The organism is Planctomycetia bacterium, assembly GCA_015200345.1.
Taxonomy (GTDB): Bacteria; Planctomycetota; Phycisphaerae; order UBA1845; family UTPLA1; genus PLA3.
This window is the reverse complement of record CP054187.1, coordinates 485,176-505,090: the sequence shown is the minus strand read 5'-3', so window position 1 is coordinate 505,090 and position 19,915 is coordinate 485,176. Positions and strand designations below refer to the sequence as shown.

The 19,915-nt window shown below is 62.8% G+C and carries 15 protein-coding genes and 1 tRNA gene; 9 read left to right on the top strand and 7 right to left on the bottom strand.

The annotated features are described in order from the left end of the window. Nucleotides 1-247 precede the first annotated feature (247 nt). From HRU71_02295 to HRU71_02280, 4 genes are all read left to right on the top strand, one after another. Entirely contained in the window at nt 248-3,331 is a 3,084-nt protein-coding gene (locus HRU71_02295; protein QOJ02380.1) for a DEAD/DEAH box helicase, read from the top strand. Then, complete coding sequence (locus tag HRU71_02290) at nt 3,331-3,612, top strand: hypothetical protein (GenBank protein ID QOJ02379.1); 282 nt, start codon at nt 3,331-3,333, stop codon at nt 3,610-3,612. Before HRU71_02295 ends, HRU71_02290 begins: the two co-directional genes overlap by 1 nt. 190 nt (nt 3,613-3,802) lie before the next feature. Then, the gene (locus HRU71_02285) at nt 3,803-4,687 is read left to right on the top strand and encodes a cobalamin B12-binding domain-containing protein (protein QOJ02378.1); all 885 of its coding nucleotides are present in this window, start codon (nt 3,803-3,805) and stop codon (nt 4,685-4,687) included. Further along, a complete protein-coding gene (locus HRU71_02280) occupies nt 4,684-6,096 on the top strand; it encodes a deoxyribodipyrimidine photo-lyase (protein QOJ02377.1) in 1,413 nt (470 codons plus the stop codon). Before HRU71_02285 ends, HRU71_02280 begins: the two co-directional genes overlap by 4 nt. A 74-nt stretch (nt 6,097-6,170) precedes the next feature. On the opposite strand, the gene HRU71_02275 is transcribed toward HRU71_02280, so the two are convergent. Both HRU71_02275 and HRU71_02270 read right to left on the bottom strand, forming a co-directional pair. Beyond that, nucleotides 6,171-6,374, bottom strand: a complete 204-nt coding sequence (locus HRU71_02275) for a cold shock domain-containing protein (GenBank protein QOJ02376.1) — start codon at nt 6,372-6,374, stop codon at nt 6,171-6,173. 145 nt (nt 6,375-6,519) lie between these two features. After that, nucleotides 6,520-6,804, bottom strand: a complete 285-nt coding sequence (locus HRU71_02270) for a hypothetical protein (protein QOJ02375.1) — start codon at nt 6,802-6,804, stop codon at nt 6,520-6,522. Nucleotides 6,805-7,010: 206 nt separating this feature from the next. Here HRU71_02270 and HRU71_02265 point away from each other — a divergent pair, with 206 nt between their 5' ends. From HRU71_02265 to HRU71_02255, 3 genes are all read left to right on the top strand, one after another. Further along, nucleotides 7,011-7,556 (top strand): hypothetical protein, encoded by a 546-nt coding sequence (locus tag HRU71_02265; protein ID QOJ02374.1) that lies wholly within the window; start codon nt 7,011-7,013, stop codon nt 7,554-7,556. A 382-nt stretch (nt 7,557-7,938) separates the two neighbouring features. Continuing rightward, nucleotides 7,939-8,418: a fibronectin type III domain-containing protein gene (locus HRU71_02260; protein ID QOJ02373.1), complete on the top strand. Its 480-nt coding sequence runs from the start codon at nt 7,939-7,941 to the stop codon at nt 8,416-8,418. 296 nt (nt 8,419-8,714) lie between these two features. Beyond that, entirely contained in the window at nt 8,715-9,179 is a 465-nt protein-coding gene (locus HRU71_02255; GenBank protein ID QOJ02372.1) for a hypothetical protein, read from the top strand. Nucleotides 9,180-9,290: 111 nt separating this feature from the next. On the opposite strand, the gene HRU71_02250 is transcribed toward HRU71_02255, so the two are convergent. From HRU71_02250 to polA, 4 genes are all read right to left on the bottom strand, one after another. Beyond that, entirely contained in the window at nt 9,291-10,883 is a 1,593-nt protein-coding gene (locus tag HRU71_02250; GenBank protein ID QOJ02371.1) for a hypothetical protein, read from the bottom strand. Nucleotides 10,884-10,940: 57 nt separating this feature from the next. After that, nucleotides 10,941-12,851 (bottom strand): radical SAM protein, encoded by a 1,911-nt coding sequence (locus HRU71_02245; GenBank protein QOJ02370.1) that lies wholly within the window; start codon nt 12,849-12,851, stop codon nt 10,941-10,943. Nucleotides 12,852-13,016: 165 nt separating this feature from the next. Beyond that, nucleotides 13,017-13,089: transfer RNA gene (locus HRU71_02240), tRNA-Glu, on the bottom strand. A 280-nt stretch (nt 13,090-13,369) separates the two neighbouring features. Continuing rightward, nucleotides 13,370-16,255 carry a DNA polymerase I gene (gene polA, locus HRU71_02235; GenBank protein QOJ02369.1) on the bottom strand — a complete coding sequence of 962 codons (2,886 nt, stop codon included), beginning with the start codon at nt 16,253-16,255 and terminating at the stop codon, nt 13,370-13,372. Between the two features lie 351 nt (nt 16,256-16,606). Here polA and HRU71_02230 point away from each other — a divergent pair, with 351 nt between their 5' ends. Next, a complete protein-coding gene (locus HRU71_02230) occupies nt 16,607-18,334 on the top strand; it encodes a hypothetical protein (GenBank protein QOJ02368.1) in 1,728 nt (575 codons plus the stop codon). A gap of 57 nt (nt 18,335-18,391) precedes the next feature. On the opposite strand, the gene rsmA is transcribed toward HRU71_02230, so the two are convergent. Next, nucleotides 18,392-19,303 (bottom strand): ribosomal RNA small subunit methyltransferase A, encoded by a 912-nt coding sequence (gene rsmA / locus HRU71_02225; protein ID QOJ02367.1) that lies wholly within the window; start codon nt 19,301-19,303, stop codon nt 18,392-18,394. A 134-nt stretch (nt 19,304-19,437) separates the two neighbouring features. Here rsmA and HRU71_02220 point away from each other — a divergent pair, with 134 nt between their 5' ends. Beyond that, nucleotides 19,438-19,914, top strand: coding sequence for a hypothetical protein (locus HRU71_02220; protein ID QOJ02366.1), 477 nt, complete (start codon nt 19,438-19,440; stop codon nt 19,912-19,914). The last annotated feature ends 1 nt before the right edge of the window (nt 19,915 follow it).

Here is a 19,915-nt window from a genome sequence, read left to right as displayed (position 1 = left end):
ATCGAACATTGCCCGTACGACATTCCTGTTAGATTCGGCAGCCATGCGTTCAATTCGGCGGGTCAAAATCATCATATAACCCATGCCCCGGAGAACTGACATGGGAGGCTGGAAATTGGTACAATGTCCCGTTCGATTTTTCGGCCCATCGGATAAGTGGTTTTGGAATCGCGTGAGCGTGACCCCGGGACAGGACCATCACCAACTCGCAACGATGCGCCTTCAGGCCACTTGGTGGCATGGCGTTATGTGGTTCTGGTTGCGACCGGAGTTCGGCGGATCGGCTGAAGCCACCAACTTCAACTTGCCCGGCGAAGCCGAAACTTGCACCGCGATTGCGGACCAGTTCGATCTTTCCGCGACGCAGGAGAAGCCAAGCCTTGGCAACCTTCGTGTTTGGCTTCCAGCGGAGGTTCTTTCGGTCGATGCCGGTACTGGCAAAGCCCAGCGGGCGGAATGGGTCCAGTGCGAAGTGCGCGCCGCCGGCTTCACTGCGTCGTCTGCGGCGGATCTCTTGATACGGGGCCGACGTGGAAATGATCCGGTCAGCCCGTCGGTCGCGTATTGGTCTGCGCTGGCGCGATACGCAGTCGAACTGCTGGCGCGCCAGCGCTTCATGCCCGCCTTGGAGGAGACGGAGCGCGGCTACCGGGCGCGCTGGCTGCCGGCGATCTGCGATGAAGCCGAGGTGGCGTGGCTGGAACGCGTGGTGGCCACGATGCCGCCGGGGTGCCGCGTGATGGTCACCGATGAATCGCATGGTGTCGAACCGGTATGGCTCGTCGAGTCGTTTCTCGAAGCGACGATCGACGGCTTGAGTCGCCGGTTCCTGCATCGCGATGAGTTTTTCAGCGAGCTTCCTTGTCGCGCCCGCCGGGAAAAACACTGGGAGCTGGTCTTCTTATCGGCGCTGGTCTCAAGCGACGACGTCGTGAAGGGGGACAGCGAGCACTGGGCCGGTATCGCGGAACATCTCACGGCTTGGACCGCACCACTGCTGGATTCCGTGGAGGCGGCCCCGCATCGAGTCGGGTTTGAACTGGTCGAGCCGGCTGCGTCGCTTGATCCGGCGACGGATGGCGATTCGCCGAGCGGCTGGGGGCTGCGTGTTCTGGTGAAGTCGTCGGAGACGGGCGAACTGCTCGATCCGGCCGGTTTCTGGCGTCCCGCGTTGAGTGGGCGAACGGCACTGCGTGGTCGGGCCGCGCGACGGTGGGAGGAATTGCGGTTGCGGTTGAAAGAGGCCGCTGCGCATTTCGCGCCAATTCGCCGGGCGGTGAACATGCCCAAGCCGGAAATCATTTTGTTGAGCACGCGTGAAGCGCATCAGTTTCTTCGTGAAGCGGTTTCGGCGCTGTCCGCGGCCGACTTCGAAGTCCTATTGCCCGAATGGGCGATGGGAGCGGATCGTGCGATCGGACTGTATCTCGACTTGTCGGCCCCCGGGATTTCGGGAGAAGCGTCGCCAGGAGGCGTTTCAACCGCCGCCGGTGGCCCGGCGCTGGGACTTGGTGCGCTCGTGGACTTCAACTGGCGCATTGCGGTGGGGGAGGAGCGACTCAGCGCGGATGAGTTCGAAAAGCTCGTGACGCAGAATGCCCCACTGGTTCGATTTCGCAATCAGTGGATCGGCGTGAATGCCGATGAGGCACGTCGCGCGCTGGAGTTCGTGCGCAAACAGCAGGGCGGGCGCATGTCGTTGGCGCAGGCGCTGCGGCTGGCTGGCGGGGCGGAAGACAACGATCTGAACTTGCCGGTGATGGGCCTGTCAGGGAGCGACTGGCTGGGGCGGTTGCTGGCGGAGACACCCGAGCAGCAGCTCGCGCCGTTGCCACAGCCGAGGGGGTTCAAGGGCGAATTGCGGCCGTACCAGTTGCGCGGCCTGGCGTGGCTGGATTTCCTGGATCGGCTGGGGATCGGCTCGTGTCTTGCAGATGACATGGGTTTGGGGAAGACGATCCAGTTGATCGCGCTGCTGCTGCATGAGCGCGAGCGCGTTGCGTCGCGATCGAACGGTGGTGCCGCGTCAGGAGAAGAGGCCATCGGTCCGACCCTGCTGTTCGCTCCGATGTCGGTGGTGGGCAATTGGGAGCGGGAGATCGCGAGGTTCGCGCCGTCGTTGCGCGTGCTGGTACATCACGGCGCGCTGCGGCTGGGGGGGGACGCGTTTGTCGAACGGGCGATGCAAAGTGACGTGGTCATCACGACGTACGGGCTAGCCGGTCGCGAGCTGGAGGATTTTTCACGTGTGCTGTGGCATCGGGTGGCCATGGACGAGGCCCAGAAGATCAAGAACCCTTCGGCGGCGCAGACGATTGCGCTGCGCTCCATCGGCGCGCCGCATCGCGTGGCGCTGACCGGCACGCCGCTGGAGAATCATCTGTCGGAGCTGTGGTCGATCATGGACGCGCTGAATCCCGGATTGCTCGGGACCTTGGCGCGCTTTCGCACTCGGTACGTGACGCCGATTGAGCGCAACGGCGACGCAACCCGCGCCGAGCAGTTGCGACGGTTCATCCGGCCATTTGTGTTGCGGCGGCTGAAGAACGATCCGACGGTCTCCTGCGACCTGCCCGAGAAAATGGAGATGCGTGTCTATTGCAACCTGACGCCGGAGCAGGCGGCGTTGTATGAACAAGCCGTGGCGTCGATGCTGGAACAGGTGGACCGGGCGACGGGGATCCGCCGGCGCGGGCTGATTCTCTCCACGCTGACTCGCCTGAAGCAGATTTGCAATCACCCGCTTCAATTCCTCAAGACCACGGGCAAGCTTGACGGCCGCAGCGGAAAGTGCGAACGGTTGATGGAGATGATGGAAGAGGTGCTCGAGGAGGGCGACGCGGCGCTGGTGTTCACGCAGTTCCGTGAAATGGGCGTGATCCTGGAACAAATGCTGGCGCAGCGGCTGAACACCGAAGTGCTGTTTTTGCATGGCGGCACACCGATGAAGAAGCGGAATGAACTGATCGATCGGTTTCAGAATGAGAAGGACTCGGCGAGGATTTTTCTCCTGTCGTTGCGTGCCGGCGGGTTTGGTTTGAATCTCACCCGTGCCAATCACGTGTTTCATTTTGATCGCTGGTGGAATCCGGCGGTGGAGGGGCAGGCGACCGATCGCGCGCACCGCATCGGGCAGACGCGCCGAGTTCAGGTTCATAAATTCGTCTGCATAGGAACGGTGGAAGAGCGCATCGACCGATTGTTGACCGAGAAATCGGCCTTGGCGGAGAACATCGTCGGCAGCGGCGATGATTGGTTGACGAGTCTTTCAACGGTGGAATTGAGCGAGTATCTGACGTTGTCGAATGACGCCGTGGCGGAGGTGGATTGATGGCGGGCAAGGACTCCCACGCGGAATCCGCAGAACGTCAGCCGCCGGATTATCTGCGCGCCGCCGCGGAGGAATTCCTGCGCGCGACCTGGTCCTGTCCGACCCGCTGGCCGCAAGACGAACCGGCGCAGACCGCTCTGAAACACCTTGGCCCCTTGCCGTTTCCGCGCGGACCGGTGCCGTTGATGGGGATTCTGGCGTCGCTTTATGAGCACGTTTCGGCCGCTGCGGCTGATTACCTTGCGGGCGCTTCGGCCCCAGCCGAGAGGTCCTGGAAATAAGCAATTCGTTCAATGCTGAATTCGCTGCCTTGCAGGCTATCGCCATAAAACCTTTAAAAAAATTATATTATGGCGATCACCGACTTTATTCGTCTGGGGACCTACTTTCTATCGAATTGATTTTCGTGCAAAACGTGCATATGCTCTCCTGATTCTATTCAGTTGTTTAAGCACGGGAGGAGATGCGTTCATGAAGCAGGTACTCACCCCAAAGCAGGTTGCGCAGGCGATCGGCGTCAGCGAGGCATCGGTCAAGCGCTGGACTGACAAGGGGATGTTTGCGGCGACGCGCACGGCCGGGGGGCATCGAAGGCTGACGATAGCCGGGGTGGTGCGGTACTTGCGCGCGAGCGGGCACGAATTGGTGCGGCCGGAGATTCTGGGCTTGCCTCCGGCGTCGGGTCGCGGCGAGCAGTCGCTGGAGCGGGCGCTGCCGGCGTTTCGCGAGGCATTGGAGGCGGGGGATCGCGATGCCGTGTGGCGCATGGCGTTTGATCTGTACCTGGCGGGCCATACGGCATGCGATATTTGTGACAAATTGATAGCCCGCGCGTTTCACGAGATCGGCGAGCGCTGGCAGCACGGTGAAACGGAGATATACAAGGAGCGACGCGCGGGGGAAGTCTGCAAGACGACACTGGTCAATTTGACGAGCATTCTGCCGCCAATGGAGGATGAGGCGCCCGTTGCCATCGGTGCGACGCTGGGGAATGACCCGTACTTTATTCCTACTACGATGGTGGCGCTCGTCCTGCGCGAGGTGGGATGGCGAGCCGACAGCTATGGCATCGGCCTGCCGGTCGAGACGTTCATTGCCGCGGTCCGCGATGTCCAGCCTCGGCTTGTGTGGGTGAGTTCCGGTTACATCGATTCGCCGGAGCTCTTTCTGAACAACTTCGGGATGCTGCAGCAGGAAACCGCCGCGCGCGGCATTCCAATCGTCGTCGGCGGACGCGCGCTGACCGACTCGATCCGTCAAGGCATGAAGTACACGGCGTATTGCGACACGCTCGCTCATCTGGTCGGTCTGGCGCAAACGCTACATCCGGCCGGTGCGCGGAGCGCGCAAGAATGAGCACGGGGCTGGTGTGGCTGCGGCGAGACCTTCGGCTTGAAGACAACACCGCACTGGGCCGAGCGGCGGCCGCGTGCGATCGGGTGTATGTCTGCTTTGTCTTCGACCGCGAGATCCTCGATCATCTGGAGGATCGAGACGATCGCCGCGTGGATTTCATTCATCAATGCGTTACCGAGGTGGAGGATGCGCTGGAAGCTGCCGGATCGCGGTTGATTGTGCGTCACGGCGCGGCGAGCGAGGTCATACCGGCGCTGGCGAACGAATTGAATGTGAACGTCGTGTTCGCCAGCCATGACTACGAACCAGCGCGGCGCAAGCGTGATGATCGTGTGCGTCGAGCGCTGGCAGGGCAAGGCAGGCGGCTGGAAACCACGAAGGATCACGTTGTCTTCGAGGAAAATGAAATCCTGACGGCGGCGGGGCGGCCCTTTCAGGTCTATACGCCCTATCGCAACGCCTGGCGTGGCAAATTGACGGAAGACGATATATCCGAGCGGTCATCGCGAACGGATTTGAAGCGCCTGGCGATGCCGCCGGCGTGCGTGAAGAGCGACGCGTGGGGGCTGGGGGACCTGGGTTTCGTCAAGAGTGACTTGAAATGGACCGGCGGGACGAAGGCGGGGAGAAAAACCCTTGACGCGTTCCTGGCACGAATTGGCGAGTACGGGTCCGCGCGCGATTTCCCCGCGCAACGCGGCGTATCGTTCCTGAGTCCCCATCTGCGGTTCGGAACCATCTCGGTTCGCCATGCCCTCCGCGCCGCGCGCGACGTCGGCGCTACCGGCGCCGAAAAATGGATCGACGAATTGATCTGGCGCGAATTCTACAACATGGTCCTGCACCACTTTCCGCACACTCAGACCGAGCCGATCCGGCGGAACTATGCGACGCTTCCGTGGCGGCGCGAACGGGGGATGTTTGATGCGTGGTGCGAGGGCCGGACCGGCTACCCGTTCGTGGATGCCGGCATGCGGCAGCTCAATGCGACGGGATACATGCATAATCGGCTGCGCATGGTGACGGCGTCGTTCCTGACGAAACACCTGCTGATCGACTGGCGGTGGGGAGAGCGCTACTTCGCGCGGCGGCTGCTCGACTACGACCTCTCGCAGAACGTTGGCGGCTGGCAATGGGCGGCGTCGATCGGCCTGGACGCCCAGCCGTACTTTCGCATTTTCAACCCGGTCGCGCAATCCCAGCGATTCGATCCGGACGGGGCGTTTATTCGGGAGCATGTGCCGGAGCTGGCGGGATTCGATGATCGCCTGATCCACGAGCCGTGGAAGGCGAGCGCGGCGATCCAGTCCGCGGCGCGATGCCGAATCGGTCGCGAATACCCAGCCCCGCTGGTCGATCATGCCGCGGCGCGGCGGGCGGCACTGGAATTCTTCCAGTCGGCGCGATGAGCGCAAAAAAAAGACACCGCCGCAATTCGCGACGGTGCCCAAGAATGACTTCTTCAGCGAACGCTGGGATCGCTTTACTTGACCAGTTTGACTTCGGTGGCCTTCATGCCCTTGGGGCCTTGAGTCACCTCGAACTCGACGCGAGCGCCCTCATCCAGACGGCGATACCCGTCCATCTTGATCTCGCTCTGGTGGACGAAGACGTCCTGGCCGTCATCGGTGGCGATGAAGCCGAAACCCTTCGAGTCGTTAAACCATTTGACTGTCCCTTGCGGCATGCTACCAAACCTCAACTTCTGGGGGGCCTCGGCCGGCACGTGTCCTCAAAACAAACACTGCTTCGAAACGTTCAACAGGCGTCGAACGAGACCACCGAACGAAGCAAGTATCGGATATTTCCATCAGAACGTCAATGGACGCGGGTCATCCCATAATGGTGTCTTCTCCGGGCATGGGAATGCGTTGACAAGTCACCGGGGCAGTCTGCTCCGCGCCGCACAACGGGCACGCAAACGACACGCTCAAAACGACTTGCGCCTCGGTGACGAGTTTCGCGGACCAGTCCGAAATCGCCACGGTGTGCGGACCGCCGGGGCCGAAATGCAGGGCGTTCAGAACATCCTTTTCCGTGTCAATTCCGACGGCAAACGCCACGGGGTCGCTGCACCCATCGCAGTCACGAACCACTTCGCCGCTGTAGCGCGCCATTCAAGCACTCCTGCTGCCGCATCTTACCGGCTCGTCGGGCCTGCGGCGAACATCGCGCAGCGCTGCGCCGGAATCCGCAGCGTGGGCTTCAGGCCGGTGCCGACTTCGGCACGAGAATTGCCGCTCGGAAACCTGTCGCGGCGGGTCGTACTCGGTGGGTTTGGGCGTGCTGACCTGCGACTCGCCCGGGTTCCGGAGCGGGCATCATGAAGAAATCCGTATTTATCGCATCGGCGGGCCTGGTGGCGATCCTCGTGCTGGCCGGAGGCTGCACCGATCCGTGGTTCAGCCTGTTTGCGAACGACGCGGGAAGCGTGCGTGTTTATCTGGTCAACACCAGCGCCGCGCGCTACGTCGCGGGCAATCTCGGCCTGTGCTCGCTTGGCTTGGAAGTTCAACCGCATCGGTTCATCGAGCAGCCGCCGGTGCTGGCGCCGGGGGAGTCGTACGCGTTTACGACGCGTCAGATCGGCGGCACCGAGGGGGACTGCACCAACGCCTCGCCGCAGTTCATGATCGGCCTGTGCGGCTGGCGATATGGTGACACCGCCGAGTCATTGCAGTTGCAGGATCAGAAGTTCGGCGGCCAGATCGGGCACCAATTCCACTGCGGCGACACGGTCATCCTTCGCTGGTCGGACGGCGGACCCGATTGCGGAACGTGGACGAGTGAAGTTCTCTCCGCGCCGGGCAATCCCCAGCCGAGCCAGCCGTTCCAGACCATCGAAACCGGCGGCAGTTGCGGCGGGTGAAAGGCGCAGACACTCGCCCTGTGGCGATTGCCTTTATTTCAGTTGGCACGAGCCACAGCCTTCCGGCTAAGAGCCGGCAGCCGAAGTAGTGTGGGCATCGCCCACCAAGCACTGTCCACTGCCCACTAGCAACTGACCACCGGCCCCCGACCACTCCCTTCCGGCTAATGGCTATAAGCTTCCTCTAATTCGCTTGACATGCCCGTGGCTTTTGTGTTATACTCATGTCATCTCGTCGTGGGGCCGGACGGGACGTCCACCGGGCAAGCGGGCGGCGAGCAGTGAGCCGTTGGCGCGTCGTATGACGCAGGAGGCCAGACCAAAGGACCGGCGTAGCTCGTTTCGACCCGCAGCCGTTCTTGAGCGATCATCGACGTGGCCCATGCCCAACGACGGGGCTGACCTGACATTGATGCCGCAACAGGTGTTCGATCAGGTCATGGCCAACGCGGGATGTCGACTCCCGCTGTCCAACCCGGCATTGGACTCGTACGATCAGGCGCTCCGTGCCGCGCAGCTCATCACCGGCAACTCGCCGAGCAATGTCGTGTTCCCCGATAACCTTCCAACGAACGACGGCAACCCCGGAATACCGACGCTGCTTCTTCCCTTGGACAATGCGACCGGTGTATCCACCAACGTGACGCTTACGTGGTCCGCGAGTGATGAGACGGATTGCTATCAGATTCTTTTCGGCACTTCATCGGAAGACCCGCCGGCAGTCCCAGGCTGTATCACAGCAAATCAATGGCAGACACCCTCATTACAACCCAACACAACGTACTACTGGCGAGTCATCTCAAACGACAGTTGCGGACATACAACATCAAGTGTTCAGCGTTCGTTCACAACAGGTTCATAGGGATTCTCGCAAGGAGTCGTATAATGCGCTTAGGAAGGGCTCTACTCAGTACAATAATCTCGTTCACTGCAATTCCGTACGCGCACGCAGCAATATGGGTTTGGCAGCGCGCCGAGGCATTATCGCCCAACTCATTTATTGACCAGCAGGGAAACCTAGGCGATTCCCTGTTTCTCCGCTGCGACGCGACGGTTAATGAGTGCAAATGGCGCATTAGAACTCGCACAGTCATCGACGACGGCACGCTCGGTTCCTATTCGCTCTGGATTCGCGACCCGGCCGGTGGGGCCACGCAGTTGAGCCTCTCTGAAACAAGCGTGGCGGGGGCGCCCTTTACCAATCATCTTCTGCCCCCAGTTGAGAACCGCCCCGACGGCGTGCTGTCATCGCTCATTGTCGGTTTGCCGCAGGGCGGAAGCCCGATCCCGGCCGGGCCGACGGTTTACAATCTGCATAGCTATATTTTGACCTCGCAGGCCGGCGTCGCCCCCGGCACGCTGACGCAGCTTCGCGCCGGGTCGGAAGGCTTCTTCGGCTTTGAGCCGTTCGACCCTACCGACCCGCGGCGTAACGTGGCCTTCGGCGCCAACCCCGGTTTCCAAATCGCCGGAGGCGAATGGCCCAACCCGGTCATTCACATCAACTACGTCCCCGAGCCGGCCTCGGCCCTGCTCCTCGCCCCGGCGATGCTGTTGTGGCCTCGGCGCAGGACGCGGCATCGCGCGTACCGACGCGGCAAGATGAGTGAGTCAATCGTGTAGGTCGGGTCCACAGACCCGACACGTCTCATTCGGTGCGTCGAGGACGCACCCTACGACTTTTCTTTTTGCGCGAGCGCACGGTTCGGATAATGGGGTCGCGCGGGGTGAGCGCTACAAGCCGAGCGGGCGGACGGATACGGAGGGGTTGCCGATGACGCCGCGGATTTGATAAGGCGCGACGCGGTCGGTGATCGCGCCGAGGAGCGAGCCGATGGGGCCGAGCAGCTTCTCCAGGCGCTTGAGCGGCCCGGCGTTAACGAGCAGATCAAGACGGCCGTCATAATAAATTCGCCCCGACCCCTTCATGGCGGCGAGCGTGGAGACGACCTCGATGTCAGTCACGTCGAGGTGCGTCGGCGTGACGCGAAAATCGAGCGTGGCGTGATCCGTCCCGCCTTTCGTTGTGCCTTCCTCGGCGGGGCGCGGGCCGCCGATCAGGGCGTGCAGTTCGGCGAGGATCGGCAGCGCGATCAGCACGCCCTCGGTGATCTCGACGCGACCGGCTCCGGACGCCGAAACAACCGGCCCCATCGTGCCCTGTACACGTCCCTGCAAGTTGGTTCGGCCGGAGTATTTCGGGGCGCGGCCTTGCGCGATGCGGAGCGTCTCTTCGAGCCGAATCCCGGTTGCCAGCCACTGCGCATCAAACGCGCGATCGCCGTCGAGATGCAGACCGGTGCGGATGTTCGCGGCGCCGCCAAGCAATCGCGCTTCGCAAAGCGTGCGGAGGCGCCGATCCGCCAGCGACACGTCCAGATCGATCCGTTCGGCAGGCCAGGCTGTTTCGCCGAGGGTGAAATAGACGCGGTCGAAATCGGCCTCCACGTCGATCGTGGTGTCGAGTGGATGAGCCAGCGGCACGTTCCCCTTGGCGGTCAAGGTCAACCGCCCGCGAATGTTGCGGTCCGCCAGAAACCGCTGCACGGCCGGCGGCATGGTGTTGTAGGTTGCCTCATCGAGCGAGGCATCGAGGCGGACGCTTTGAAGGATCAGGTCGCCTGTGTTGATGTTGACTTGAGTATCAAATCGCAGGCTCATCTGCGGCGTGCGGTCGAGATGCCCGTCGCATTCGTACCAGCCGTCGGCGTTCGCAGCGGGCGGCGTGGCGAGGAACAGCTCGATGCCAGGCAGGATCATGGCGGGGTGGCCCTCGCCGGCGTCGTAGAGGATGCGGCCCTTGCGGATCGACGCCTGTCGCAGGACGAGGAGGTCGCTCAATCGCGGGGAGTCGGCGTCCGGCGCAGGCTTCGACGCGGCGGATGTGATCGGGCCGTGCGTTCGCGCGAAACCGCTCCAACCTGACATGCGGCCCGCTTCGTCGGCCACGAATCGAAGGATGGGGCGGTCGAGGTCGATCTCGCGGATCTGGATCGGCCGGCCCTCCTTGGGAATCTCCGCGAGGGAAAGGGTCGCGCGATGGACCGCGAGGATGCGCTCTTCGCCATTGAGCAGAGCGAGATCGTCGATCACGATCGTCAGCGGGGCCAGATAATCGAGATCGGAAAAGACGACGCGCGGCGAGATGTGCTGCTCGATGGCAGCGACGAGTTGCCGACCGATCCAGCGTTCAAGCGGCGTGGAGCCGGCGCGGCCGATGTACCACCAGAGGGCGGCAACAAGCGCGGCCGCCAGCGCGATCAGCGTGAGAACGAGTCGCGCCGCGCGAAACCCGCGCGGTCGATCTTGAAGGATTGCGTCGGGCATGCCGAGAATGATAGCGGCACCAGAGATGCGCACGCGGCGGTCCGCGCGTGCCTCGGGTCAGACCGCGACCGCTTCCGACTCGCGTTCTGCTTTGCGCGCGGCGTCGCGGAACGAGGAGGTCTCGCGAACGATTCGGCGTTCGTCCTTCTGCGGCAGCTCGGGATTGGGCAGGTACTCGATGCCCCAGTTGATCTCGTGGCCGGCTTGGGCGTCGATCATGGGAATGCGGGCGAGCTGGAGACCGTCCCAGACTTCGATGGGGCCGTTCTTCAGCCGGCGCGACCATTTCCACAGGGCGGGGGCGGTGATGGCGATGCCGATGAGGCCGATCACCTGGAACAATAATCGCCGCGCCGAGAGCCGGTCGTTTCGCCAGTTTCCGAGGATGCGCAGAACGTTGATCGGGTTGTAGAAGGCCGAGTAGGCACGAATGATGTTGAGCTGCCGCTCCCACGGGCGCGGATGGCGCGACGCGGCGACGTGATTGCCGTCCTGAAACGCCTGCGGGATCGGCTTGCCGCCGACGGACTTGAAGATGACGCGCCCCTTGGCGGCAGCCTCGAAATCGACGGTGCCGACGGCCGGGCCGAGGTAGGTACACTGATATGACACAGCGCCCTTTTCGAACATGTAATGCGCTTGGTTGATGACGCCTTCGAGTGTGCCGGGCGGCGAGCGGAGGGGCTGATGGTCGTTGTGGATCATCATGGCCATCGGTTCGATGCCGAGGCTGCGGAGGCGGTCATAGACTTCCGTCGTTTTTCCAGGGGTCTGGCCCTTGTTGACCAGTTCGGCGGTGATGTCCTCGATGCCGAACCAGATGGCCGCCAGTCCGCCCTTTTTGCAGAGCGGCAGGATGTCCATGTTCTTGTGGACGTCGTACTCGGTCGCCTCGGTGTAGAAGCGGATCACCTCGCCAAGCGGACGGCCGCGCGTGGTCGTGTTGGCCATGGCGGTCATCAGGTCGATGACGGTGCTTCGCGTATTGAAGAAGTTGTCGTCGGTGCTGAAGAATTCCTTAATGCCGAAGTTCTCGTAGATGTGCTTGATTTCGGCGGCAAGGCGCGCCGGGCTTTTGTGCCGCCACGTGCGCTGATTCAGGGCCGGAATCGGGCAGTACGAACAGGCGAATTTGCAGCCCTGCGTCGAGATGACCGAGGCGACCATCGAGACCTTGCCGACTTTGTGCGCCGGAAAGGGCTGCGGGGCGAGTGTCTGCTTTTTGTGCGGCGGCTCGAGCAGGCGATAGCCCGCGTCGGGCATGGGCATCTCATCGAGGTCGCGCAGCAGGCGTTGGACGCCCGTGTTGATCGCGACCGGTTTGTCCGCCGGGCGCGTCGGATCGAGATACACAAGGCCGGGAATGTCTTTCAGTGCGCCGCAGCGCCGGGCGCGCTCAAAGCCCGCCAGCGGTTTCTCGCCGGGCCGCGTCAGATCGAGAATGCGCTCAAGCAGTGCAAGGAAAACGTATACTTCGCCGGTGGAGACGCAATCCGCCCCGACGCCCGGTTGCGGACCCAGTTCGAAATAATCGGCCGGTTCGTACACGGCCTTGGGCCCGCCCGCGAGAATCAGCGGCCGTCGCACGCCCATGGCATGCGCTTCGCGGATGAGGTCATAGGCCGGCTCGGCGTGAATCTGCATCGCCGAGACCAGGAGCATGTCGAGCGGTTTTCCGTTCAGCCGCGCAAGGCTCGGCGTGAAGTTGGGCGTCCATTGCTGGAGGACGACGCGGACGTTGCGAAAGCCCGCGACGGTCAGACAGTCCGCCAGGATCCGCACGCACCCGGGGGCCATGCGTTTGTCGGCGTACCAGTAGGGGAGCATGCGTGTGCGAAAGTCGAACGCATAGACGATGCCGATGTTCAGGTCGTGCGCGTCCGTGCGCTGTCGCAGACGATTGAGGATGGCTTGGAATTCGCCGTCCGGAAGGTAAATGTCATCTGGTTTGCGACGTGGCAGTTCCAATCCGTTCTCCTGAAGGTTTCTGGCGGTTCGCGTGGCGCCTCGATTCGACGAGGGACCGCGCCGCCCAATCGCGGGGCATCTTAGCCGCGAACGGGGGAACCTGATAGTAAAAAACCGCAGGAAGTTGTGGAATCGCCCTGGGACAACTAAAAACGGCGAAAGAACCACCCCCACGGGGATTCGAACCCCGGTCGCCGGCATGAAAAGCCGGTGTCCTAGGCCTCTAGACGATGGGGGCGAAACTGCGGAGAGAGTATTGGCGGGCAGAATTGGGATGTCAACGGGATGGGAGAAGCGCTAACCCATGAGCCATGATCCTTAAATGTTGAGTCTGGCGGCAGCGGGGATTCGCACGGTCCATCGTATGGCCCGGGTGAGCCTGCGGTGCGCGTCTCTCGCCGATGCCCATTTCAGCGCGCGACGATCGGGCACTAGGGATTCCTGACCAGAAGGTCGATGCGGCGTATCTCCTGGAGCCGCCCAATACGACTCGCCCATACCCATTGCGGTGCGAGTGGCTATTCGATCGGCGAGACGTCAAGCCAGTTTGGCCCGGCGGCGACGTCGACTTTGATCGGCACCTCCAGCGCGAGCGCGGCAGACATTTCTCCGGTGATCATGTCGGCTTCGGCGCGCAGTGCGCGTTTCGGCACGTCGAAGACCAGTTCGTCGTGAACTTGGAGGATCATGCGCGACGGCCGTCGCTCTTCTCGAATGCGCCGGTCGATGCGGATCATCGCCAGCTTGATGAGGTCGGCGGCGGTGCCTTGTACGACGGTGTTGACGGCGAAGCGTTCGGCGGCGGCGCGGGCCGAAGGATTGCGGCTGGCGATATCCGTGATCGCGCGGCGGCGGCCGAGCATCGTCTTGACGAAGCCGTGCTTTTTCGCCTGCGCGATGCACTCATTGAGAAATGCGCGGATGCGCGGATACCGGGCGAAATACTGGTCGATGAACGCCTTGGCCTCGGCCTGCGACATGCCCGTCTGCCGGGCCAGTCCGAAGGCGGACTGGCCGTAGATGATGCCGAAGTTGACGGTTTTGGCGCGGGCGCGCTGATCCTTGGTGACCTGGTCGATGGGCACGCCGGCGAGTTGCGCGGCGACGAACGCGTGAATGTCGCGGTCCTCGCGAAACGCGGCGATGAGGTTCTCGTCCTTGCAGAAATGGGCCAGCACGCGCAACTCGATCTGCGAATAGTCTGCTTTGATGAGCGCGGAGTCGGCATCGCCCGGAACGAACGCGCGGCGGATGGCCGCTCCCAGCTCGGTGCGGATCGGAATGTTTTGCAGATTCGGGTCGCTGCACGAAAGGCGACCGGTGACCGCGCCGGTCTGATGAAACGAGGGATGCACGCGACCGGTGCGCGGGTGAACCATCTCCGGCAAGCTGTCGATGTAGGTGCCTTTGAGTTTGGCCAGTTCGCGGTATTCAAGAAGCAGCTTGGGGATGGGATCGTCGTGCTGGTCGGCGAGTTGCTCCAGCACGTCGGCATCGGTGGAGCGGAGCGTTTTTGTGCGTTTGATGACGGGCAGCTTGCGCTCGTCGAAGAGAACTTCCGCGAGTTGCTGGGTGCTGTTGATGTTGAAGGGATGGCCGGCGGCGTCGTGGATGGCGTGCTCGAGAGCGCTCATCCGCGCGGCCAAGTCATTGCTCATTTTCGCGAGCAGCGGTTTGTCGAGCGCGACGCCTGCCTGTTCCATGCGCGCGAGGACCTCGACGAGCGGCATTTCGATCTCGTTGAACAGGCGCTTGAGTTCCGGGTCGGTCAGCCGCGCGCCGAGCAGCCCGCGCAGCCGCCACGCCACGTCGGCGTCTTCGGCGGCGTATTCGCAGACGCGGTCGGTGGGCAACTGATCGAACGTGGTCTGTTTTTTCCCGCTGCCGATTAATTCGTGCGTGGCGATTTTGCGGATGCCGAGCAAATCCGCGGCGAGGGCGTCGATGCCGTGTGAGCGGCGCGTGGAATCGAGTACGAAGCTGGCGATCATTGAATCAAACTCAACGCCGCGGACCTCAAACCCCGCGCCGTGCAGCACGGTCAAGTCGTACTTCAAGTTCTGCCCGCACTTCTTAATTCTCGCGTCGGCAAAGATCGGCCCCAGCACGCCGCGCGCGGTCTCCAACGAGACGGTTCGGCCGACGCCCATCACGGGGACGTACGCCGCCTCGCCATCGGCCCAGGCGACGCTGATGCCGACCAGCTTCGCGGTGGTTGGATTCAGCCCGGTGGTTTCCGTGTCGAAGGCGAATGCGCCGGCGCGGGTGAGCCGCTCCGCGAGTTTGTGCAGGGCTTCGTCGGTGTCGACGAGTTGGTAACGCGCGGCGGATGACTGTGCGGGCAGCATGTCAAACAGGGTGCCGGAGACCTCGCGCGGAGGCGACGATTCGGCGGCGGGAGGCGCTGCCATCGCGGGTTGTTCCGGCCCGATGTCCGGGTCTTCGAACAATTCGGGCGAGGAGGTTTGTCCGACTCGCTTCGTTCGCGAACTTGGCGGTGCGTCGTCATCGGATGGAGTGGTCCGTGCGATCGGCTGGCCGATTCGGGAGGCACCGATGCGTTCCAGCAGCCGATTCAGCCCCAGTTCGCGCAACAGCGGTTCGGCGGCGGCGGGGTTGAATCGCGATGCATCGGCCTGGGCGAGGTCGAATTCAATCGGGACGTCGCGGCGAAGTGTGACCAGTTGCCGCACCGTGTCCATTCGATCCCGAAATGCGAGGATGTTCTCGCGAAGCTTGGGTGTCAATTCGTCGGCATGCGCGATGATCCCGGCAACGCTGCCGTACTTCTGGAGGAGTTGCGCGGCCTTCTTCGGTCCGACGCCGTGTACGCCGACGACGTTGTCGGTGCCGTCGCCCATCAGCATCTGCGCCTCGACGGCCAGCTCCGGGCCGTAGCCTTTTTCGGCGGCGACGGCGGCGGCATCGATCTCGATGTCCTTCGTCGGATCGTAAAGGCGGATATAGTCATTCAGCAGTTGATCCAGGTCCTTGTCGCGACTGACGAAGAAGACATCCAGGTCCGGCCCGGCGTGTCGTGCCGCGAGTGTGGCGAGGAGGTCGTCGGCTTCGAAACCCTTCTTCCGCAGGATGGGGATGCCCATGGCCGAGACGATGGCGATGATGCGTTCGATCTGTGGGGGCAAGTCTTCGGGCGGCGGGTCGCGGTGGGCCTTGTAAGTCGGGTCGATGTTCACACGGAAAACGGTTTCATCGCTCACGTCCAGCGCCATGGCGAGGTAGGTCGGCTTGCGATCGCGCAGGAGATTGAGAAGCATCTGCACGAAGACGTGAATCGCGCGGGTCGATTCACCGGTCGGACTGGTCAAATTTCCAAACGGCGCATAGTAGGCCCGGTAGATTTGCGAGTGGCCGTCGATCAGGTAGAGCGATGACTTGGACATCGGGAGGCCGGGTCTTTCGGACCGGGTCCGGGTCTCTTGCAGGCCGGGGCCGGCGCCGCGCGGCGCATGGCCCATAAGGGCGTGCGGATTTACCCTTTAACCGCGAGGGTTTCGGGACGCAAACGGAGGGGGTCGGGGAGACGGTTGTTTGGGGGAGGAACGTTGACATTCGGCCTTGGTTCGCAGATACTTAATTGTGCTTCGTGCCGCGTGATGTCGGGAAGGACATACCGGACTCAATCCCACCGAACGCGAAGTACCGAACTGGTTGCTTACCATCCCACGGGGGCCGTGCAGGTTAAGCCCGGCTGATTCAGACGCCGAAAGACGGCGCAAATGCAGGAGTTGCCCATGGCGGGTGTCGCCCCACAACGTGGCGGGTCGAACGCTTCCACGATCGGCATGGTAGTGTCCATTGTCGTGGCCGCGATCATGGCCGGATTGTCGATCTGGCAATTTACGAATCAGGAATCGCTTCGGACCGCGGCCGATCAGGCCACGGCGGCCAAGGCCAAGCTCGCCAAGGGCAACGATGAATCGGTCGCACGACAACTGGTGCCCGATGCCGGGGCCTCCGGGAAATCCGTCATCGGGGAATTGAACCGCGCCCTGCAAATGGCCAGCGGTCGTCTTTCGGGGAATCAGAACGATCCTCCCGCGGTCGCGCTGTCGAAGCTGGACGCGGCGCTGAAGAAGATTGTGGATGCAGGCAAGATCGACTCGCCGGACAAGGTCAGCCCGGCCCTGGGCGCCGTCGGAGTCATCGAGAACCTGCACGAGTTGTACGCGGGGGAGAAGGATGCGCGTCAGAAGGCCGAAGCAGCGCAGGAGAAGGCGCTGGCCGATTTGAAGGGCGCGCTCGACCGAAATGAAGCGATCGATAAGGAGCTTCGCGATCAGCTCGCGGCCATCAACGCGAAGGTCGAGGATCTCCAGAACGCCAAGAGCGAATACGAGAAGACCAAGTCCAGCGAGGTGGAAAAGCTGGCGGCGCAGATCGGCGAAAAGCGCGACGAGTTGGACGCGATGCGGCGGGACACGGCGTCGATGCGGCGCAAGCTGATCGAGGAGCTTTCGCACCGCGAGGCGCTGCTGGACGAACAGAAGGCGGCGCTGGCGTCGCTGCGCGGTCCGGGCGCCGAGGGCGCACAGGAATTGGCCGTGGCGAGGAATCCGGTCGGATCAATTCTTCGTGCGTTGCCGGGTGATTCGCTGGTTCACATCGACCTGGGGCGGCGCGATCGCGTCGTGCTCGGGTTGACGTTTGCCGTGTATTCAGGGGTGGCGCGGGTTCCGAGCGACGGGCGCGGCAAGGGGCTCATCGAAGTTGTCAGCGTCGGCGAGCGGACGAGCGAATGTCGCGTCATCAGCGTACCCTCGCCGGATGATCCGATCCTTGAGGGTGACAAGGTCGGAAACATCGTGTTGAGCCGGGACCGCAGCAAGAAACAGCGGTTTGTCGTGATCGGCCGGTTTGATACGGACTTCGACGGCACGCCTGATTTGCGCGGGGCTGACGCGGTCAAGGCGCTGATCAGGCGCTTCGGCGGCGAGATCGTGGATCGCGTCGATGCGTCAACGGATTACGTCGTGCTCGGCACCGAGCCGTCGCCGCCGGAGGACACGCTGTCGCCCGGCGCAGCCGCCGATGATGCAGGCAGCGCGAAAACCGACGAGTCGGCCGCTACGGAAATCAGCGATGACAACTCGGCCGAGTCCGACGACGTTTCGAGCGACGAGTCCGCGGATGCCGGCGAGTCGAGCGATGAATCAGCCGATTCCGATGATTCGGGCGGCGACGACGTAACCGGCAGCGAGGAATCGAGTGGCGATGAAGCGGCGGAAGATAAACCCACACCGACTCCCGCGGCTCCGGCCGTCCCGACGATTGTCAAATCGCCCGAGGTCGATGTCACGAAAGACGTGCGAACGCGCAAGGCCATGAGCGAGCGCGAGCTGTACGACGAGGCCGTCCGCCGTGCGGAAAAGCTGTCAATCCCGCGGTTGCCGCTTGAGCGCTTCCTGAACTTCGTCGGCCTCGAGCGCGGCCCGATCGCCGTGCGACAGTTCGAACAGTAATCCGCTCGAGCGCGAGAATCAGGGCGGCATGGTCGTGGCTTTTGGCGGTCGGCCCGGTCAGTCGGCTGTTCGCTCCGCCACACATTGAAACAAGGCGAGCCACTGTTGCGGCGAGACCGTCTCCGGCCGGGCCTTCAGATCGATTTTCAAATCCACCAGCGCGTCCGGCAATCGAACCGCCCACGGCGATTTGCGGGCGATTCCCCCGATTGTTTTTCGGCGGTATTGGAAGAAATGCCGCACGAGCGAGGCGAATTCGCTGCGCTCCGCGTGCGTCAAGGTCGGCGCCGCGTCCGGCTTTGCCGTCACGTCCAATCGCACCAGCGCACTGTCCACCTTCGGCTCGGGCCAGAAGGCCTGCGGCGGGGCCTTGGCGATGCGCCGGCCCATGGTTAATACATTCGTCAGAATGCTCACCGGGCCGTAATCATCGGTATCCGGCTTGCCGAGGAATCGCCGGGCGACTTCGTCCTGCACCGTGAAGCAGAGCCGCGCCAGTTGCGGCTCGCCGATCAGCAGATCGATCACCAGCGACGTCGCAATGTCGTAGGGTAAGTTCGCCACGAGTTTGATCGAACCACCAATGGAAGCCTGTGCGTCGCGAAGCGCGGTCAGCACGTCGGGAGCGATCTGTGACTTGCGCGCCAGCGCGTCGCCGACGATCAACTGCACATTGTCATATCCCGCCAGCTTGTCCGCTGCGATCGGAGCCAATCGCTGGTCGATTTCCACGGCGATGACTTGGCCGGCGCGCTGCGCGAGATGCCCGGTCAGGCTTCCAGTGCCTGCACCGACCTCCAGCACCACATCGTTGCGGGTCAGCTCGGCGGACTCGACGAGCTTCTCCAGCAGATTGCGGTCGATCATGAAATGCTGACCGTAGAGCTTGCGCGGCGAGAGGCCGGCGGCCGCCAGCGTCTCCCGTAGCATGGTCAGGGTCTGAAAGGGATCGGCCTGTTTAGACATCATTCGTATTACCGATCCTCGCGGTGGGAGGCCGGCGGCGATTCGACCGGCAACCCGCGCGACGATTATAATCCCGACCGCCACGGGACGCGGCGAGCGATGAATCGGCCCCGTTCGGCTGCGAAGGAGTCTGTTCGATGGAATCGTACGAAGTGCTGCGTGAAGCGGCGGACAAGGTCGGCGTGAAGGCACTCGCCGCCGAGCTGAAGTTGAGTACCGCGCTGGTCTATAAGTGGTGCGAGGAATCCGATCCGAACGACCCCGACGCGAGCGGCGCGAAGAATCCGCTCGACCGGGTGCGCGAAATCGTCCGCGTGACGGGGCACATTCCAGTGATTGCATGGTTGTGCCAGCAGGCTGGCGGTTTTTTCGTGTTTAATCCCACGGCGGGATTCAAAGACATCGACGCCGACCTGCTTCAATCGACGCAGCAATTGGTGCAGGGCTTCAGTGAATTGTTGAACGAAGTGAGCCGGGCGGTGGCGGATGACGGAGCGATCTCTGACAAAGAATCCAAGCGGATCCGAACCGAATGGGAGCAGCTCAAGACGATGGCGGAGAGTTTTGTCGTGACGTGCGAAGCGGGCCGGTATGCACCGCGAAAGGGAAAGTAGC

Excerpts from the sequence above, each read along its gene's own strand:
- HRU71_02230 (QOJ02368.1), top strand. The coding sequence starts at position 16,607 with ATGGCGGGTGTCGCCCCACAACGTGGCGGGTCGAACGCTTCCACGATC.
- HRU71_02250 (QOJ02371.1), bottom strand. The coding sequence starts at position 10,883 with ATGCCCGACGCAATCCTTCAAGATCGACCGCGCGGGTTTCGCGCGGCG.
- HRU71_02285 (QOJ02378.1), top strand. The coding sequence starts at position 3,803 with ATGAAGCAGGTACTCACCCCAAAGCAGGTTGCGCAGGCGATCGGCGTC.
- HRU71_02290 (QOJ02379.1), top strand. The coding sequence starts at position 3,331 with ATGGCGGGCAAGGACTCCCACGCGGAATCCGCAGAACGTCAGCCGCCG.
- HRU71_02280 (QOJ02377.1), top strand. The coding sequence starts at position 4,684 with ATGAGCACGGGGCTGGTGTGGCTGCGGCGAGACCTTCGGCTTGAAGAC.
- HRU71_02295 (QOJ02380.1), top strand. The coding sequence starts at position 248 with ATGTGGTTCTGGTTGCGACCGGAGTTCGGCGGATCGGCTGAAGCCACC.
- HRU71_02275 (QOJ02376.1), bottom strand. The coding sequence starts at position 6,374 with ATGCCGCAAGGGACAGTCAAATGGTTTAACGACTCGAAGGGTTTCGGC.
- HRU71_02270 (QOJ02375.1), bottom strand. The coding sequence starts at position 6,804 with ATGGCGCGCTACAGCGGCGAAGTGGTTCGTGACTGCGATGGGTGCAGC.
- HRU71_02265 (QOJ02374.1), top strand. The coding sequence starts at position 7,011 with ATGAAGAAATCCGTATTTATCGCATCGGCGGGCCTGGTGGCGATCCTC.
- HRU71_02260 (QOJ02373.1), top strand. The coding sequence starts at position 7,939 with ATGCCCAACGACGGGGCTGACCTGACATTGATGCCGCAACAGGTGTTC.
- rsmA (QOJ02367.1), bottom strand. The coding sequence starts at position 19,303 with ATGATGTCTAAACAGGCCGATCCCTTTCAGACCCTGACCATGCTACGG.
- HRU71_02220 (QOJ02366.1), top strand. The coding sequence starts at position 19,438 with ATGGAATCGTACGAAGTGCTGCGTGAAGCGGCGGACAAGGTCGGCGTG.
- polA (QOJ02369.1), bottom strand. The coding sequence starts at position 16,255 with ATGTCCAAGTCATCGCTCTACCTGATCGACGGCCACTCGCAAATCTAC.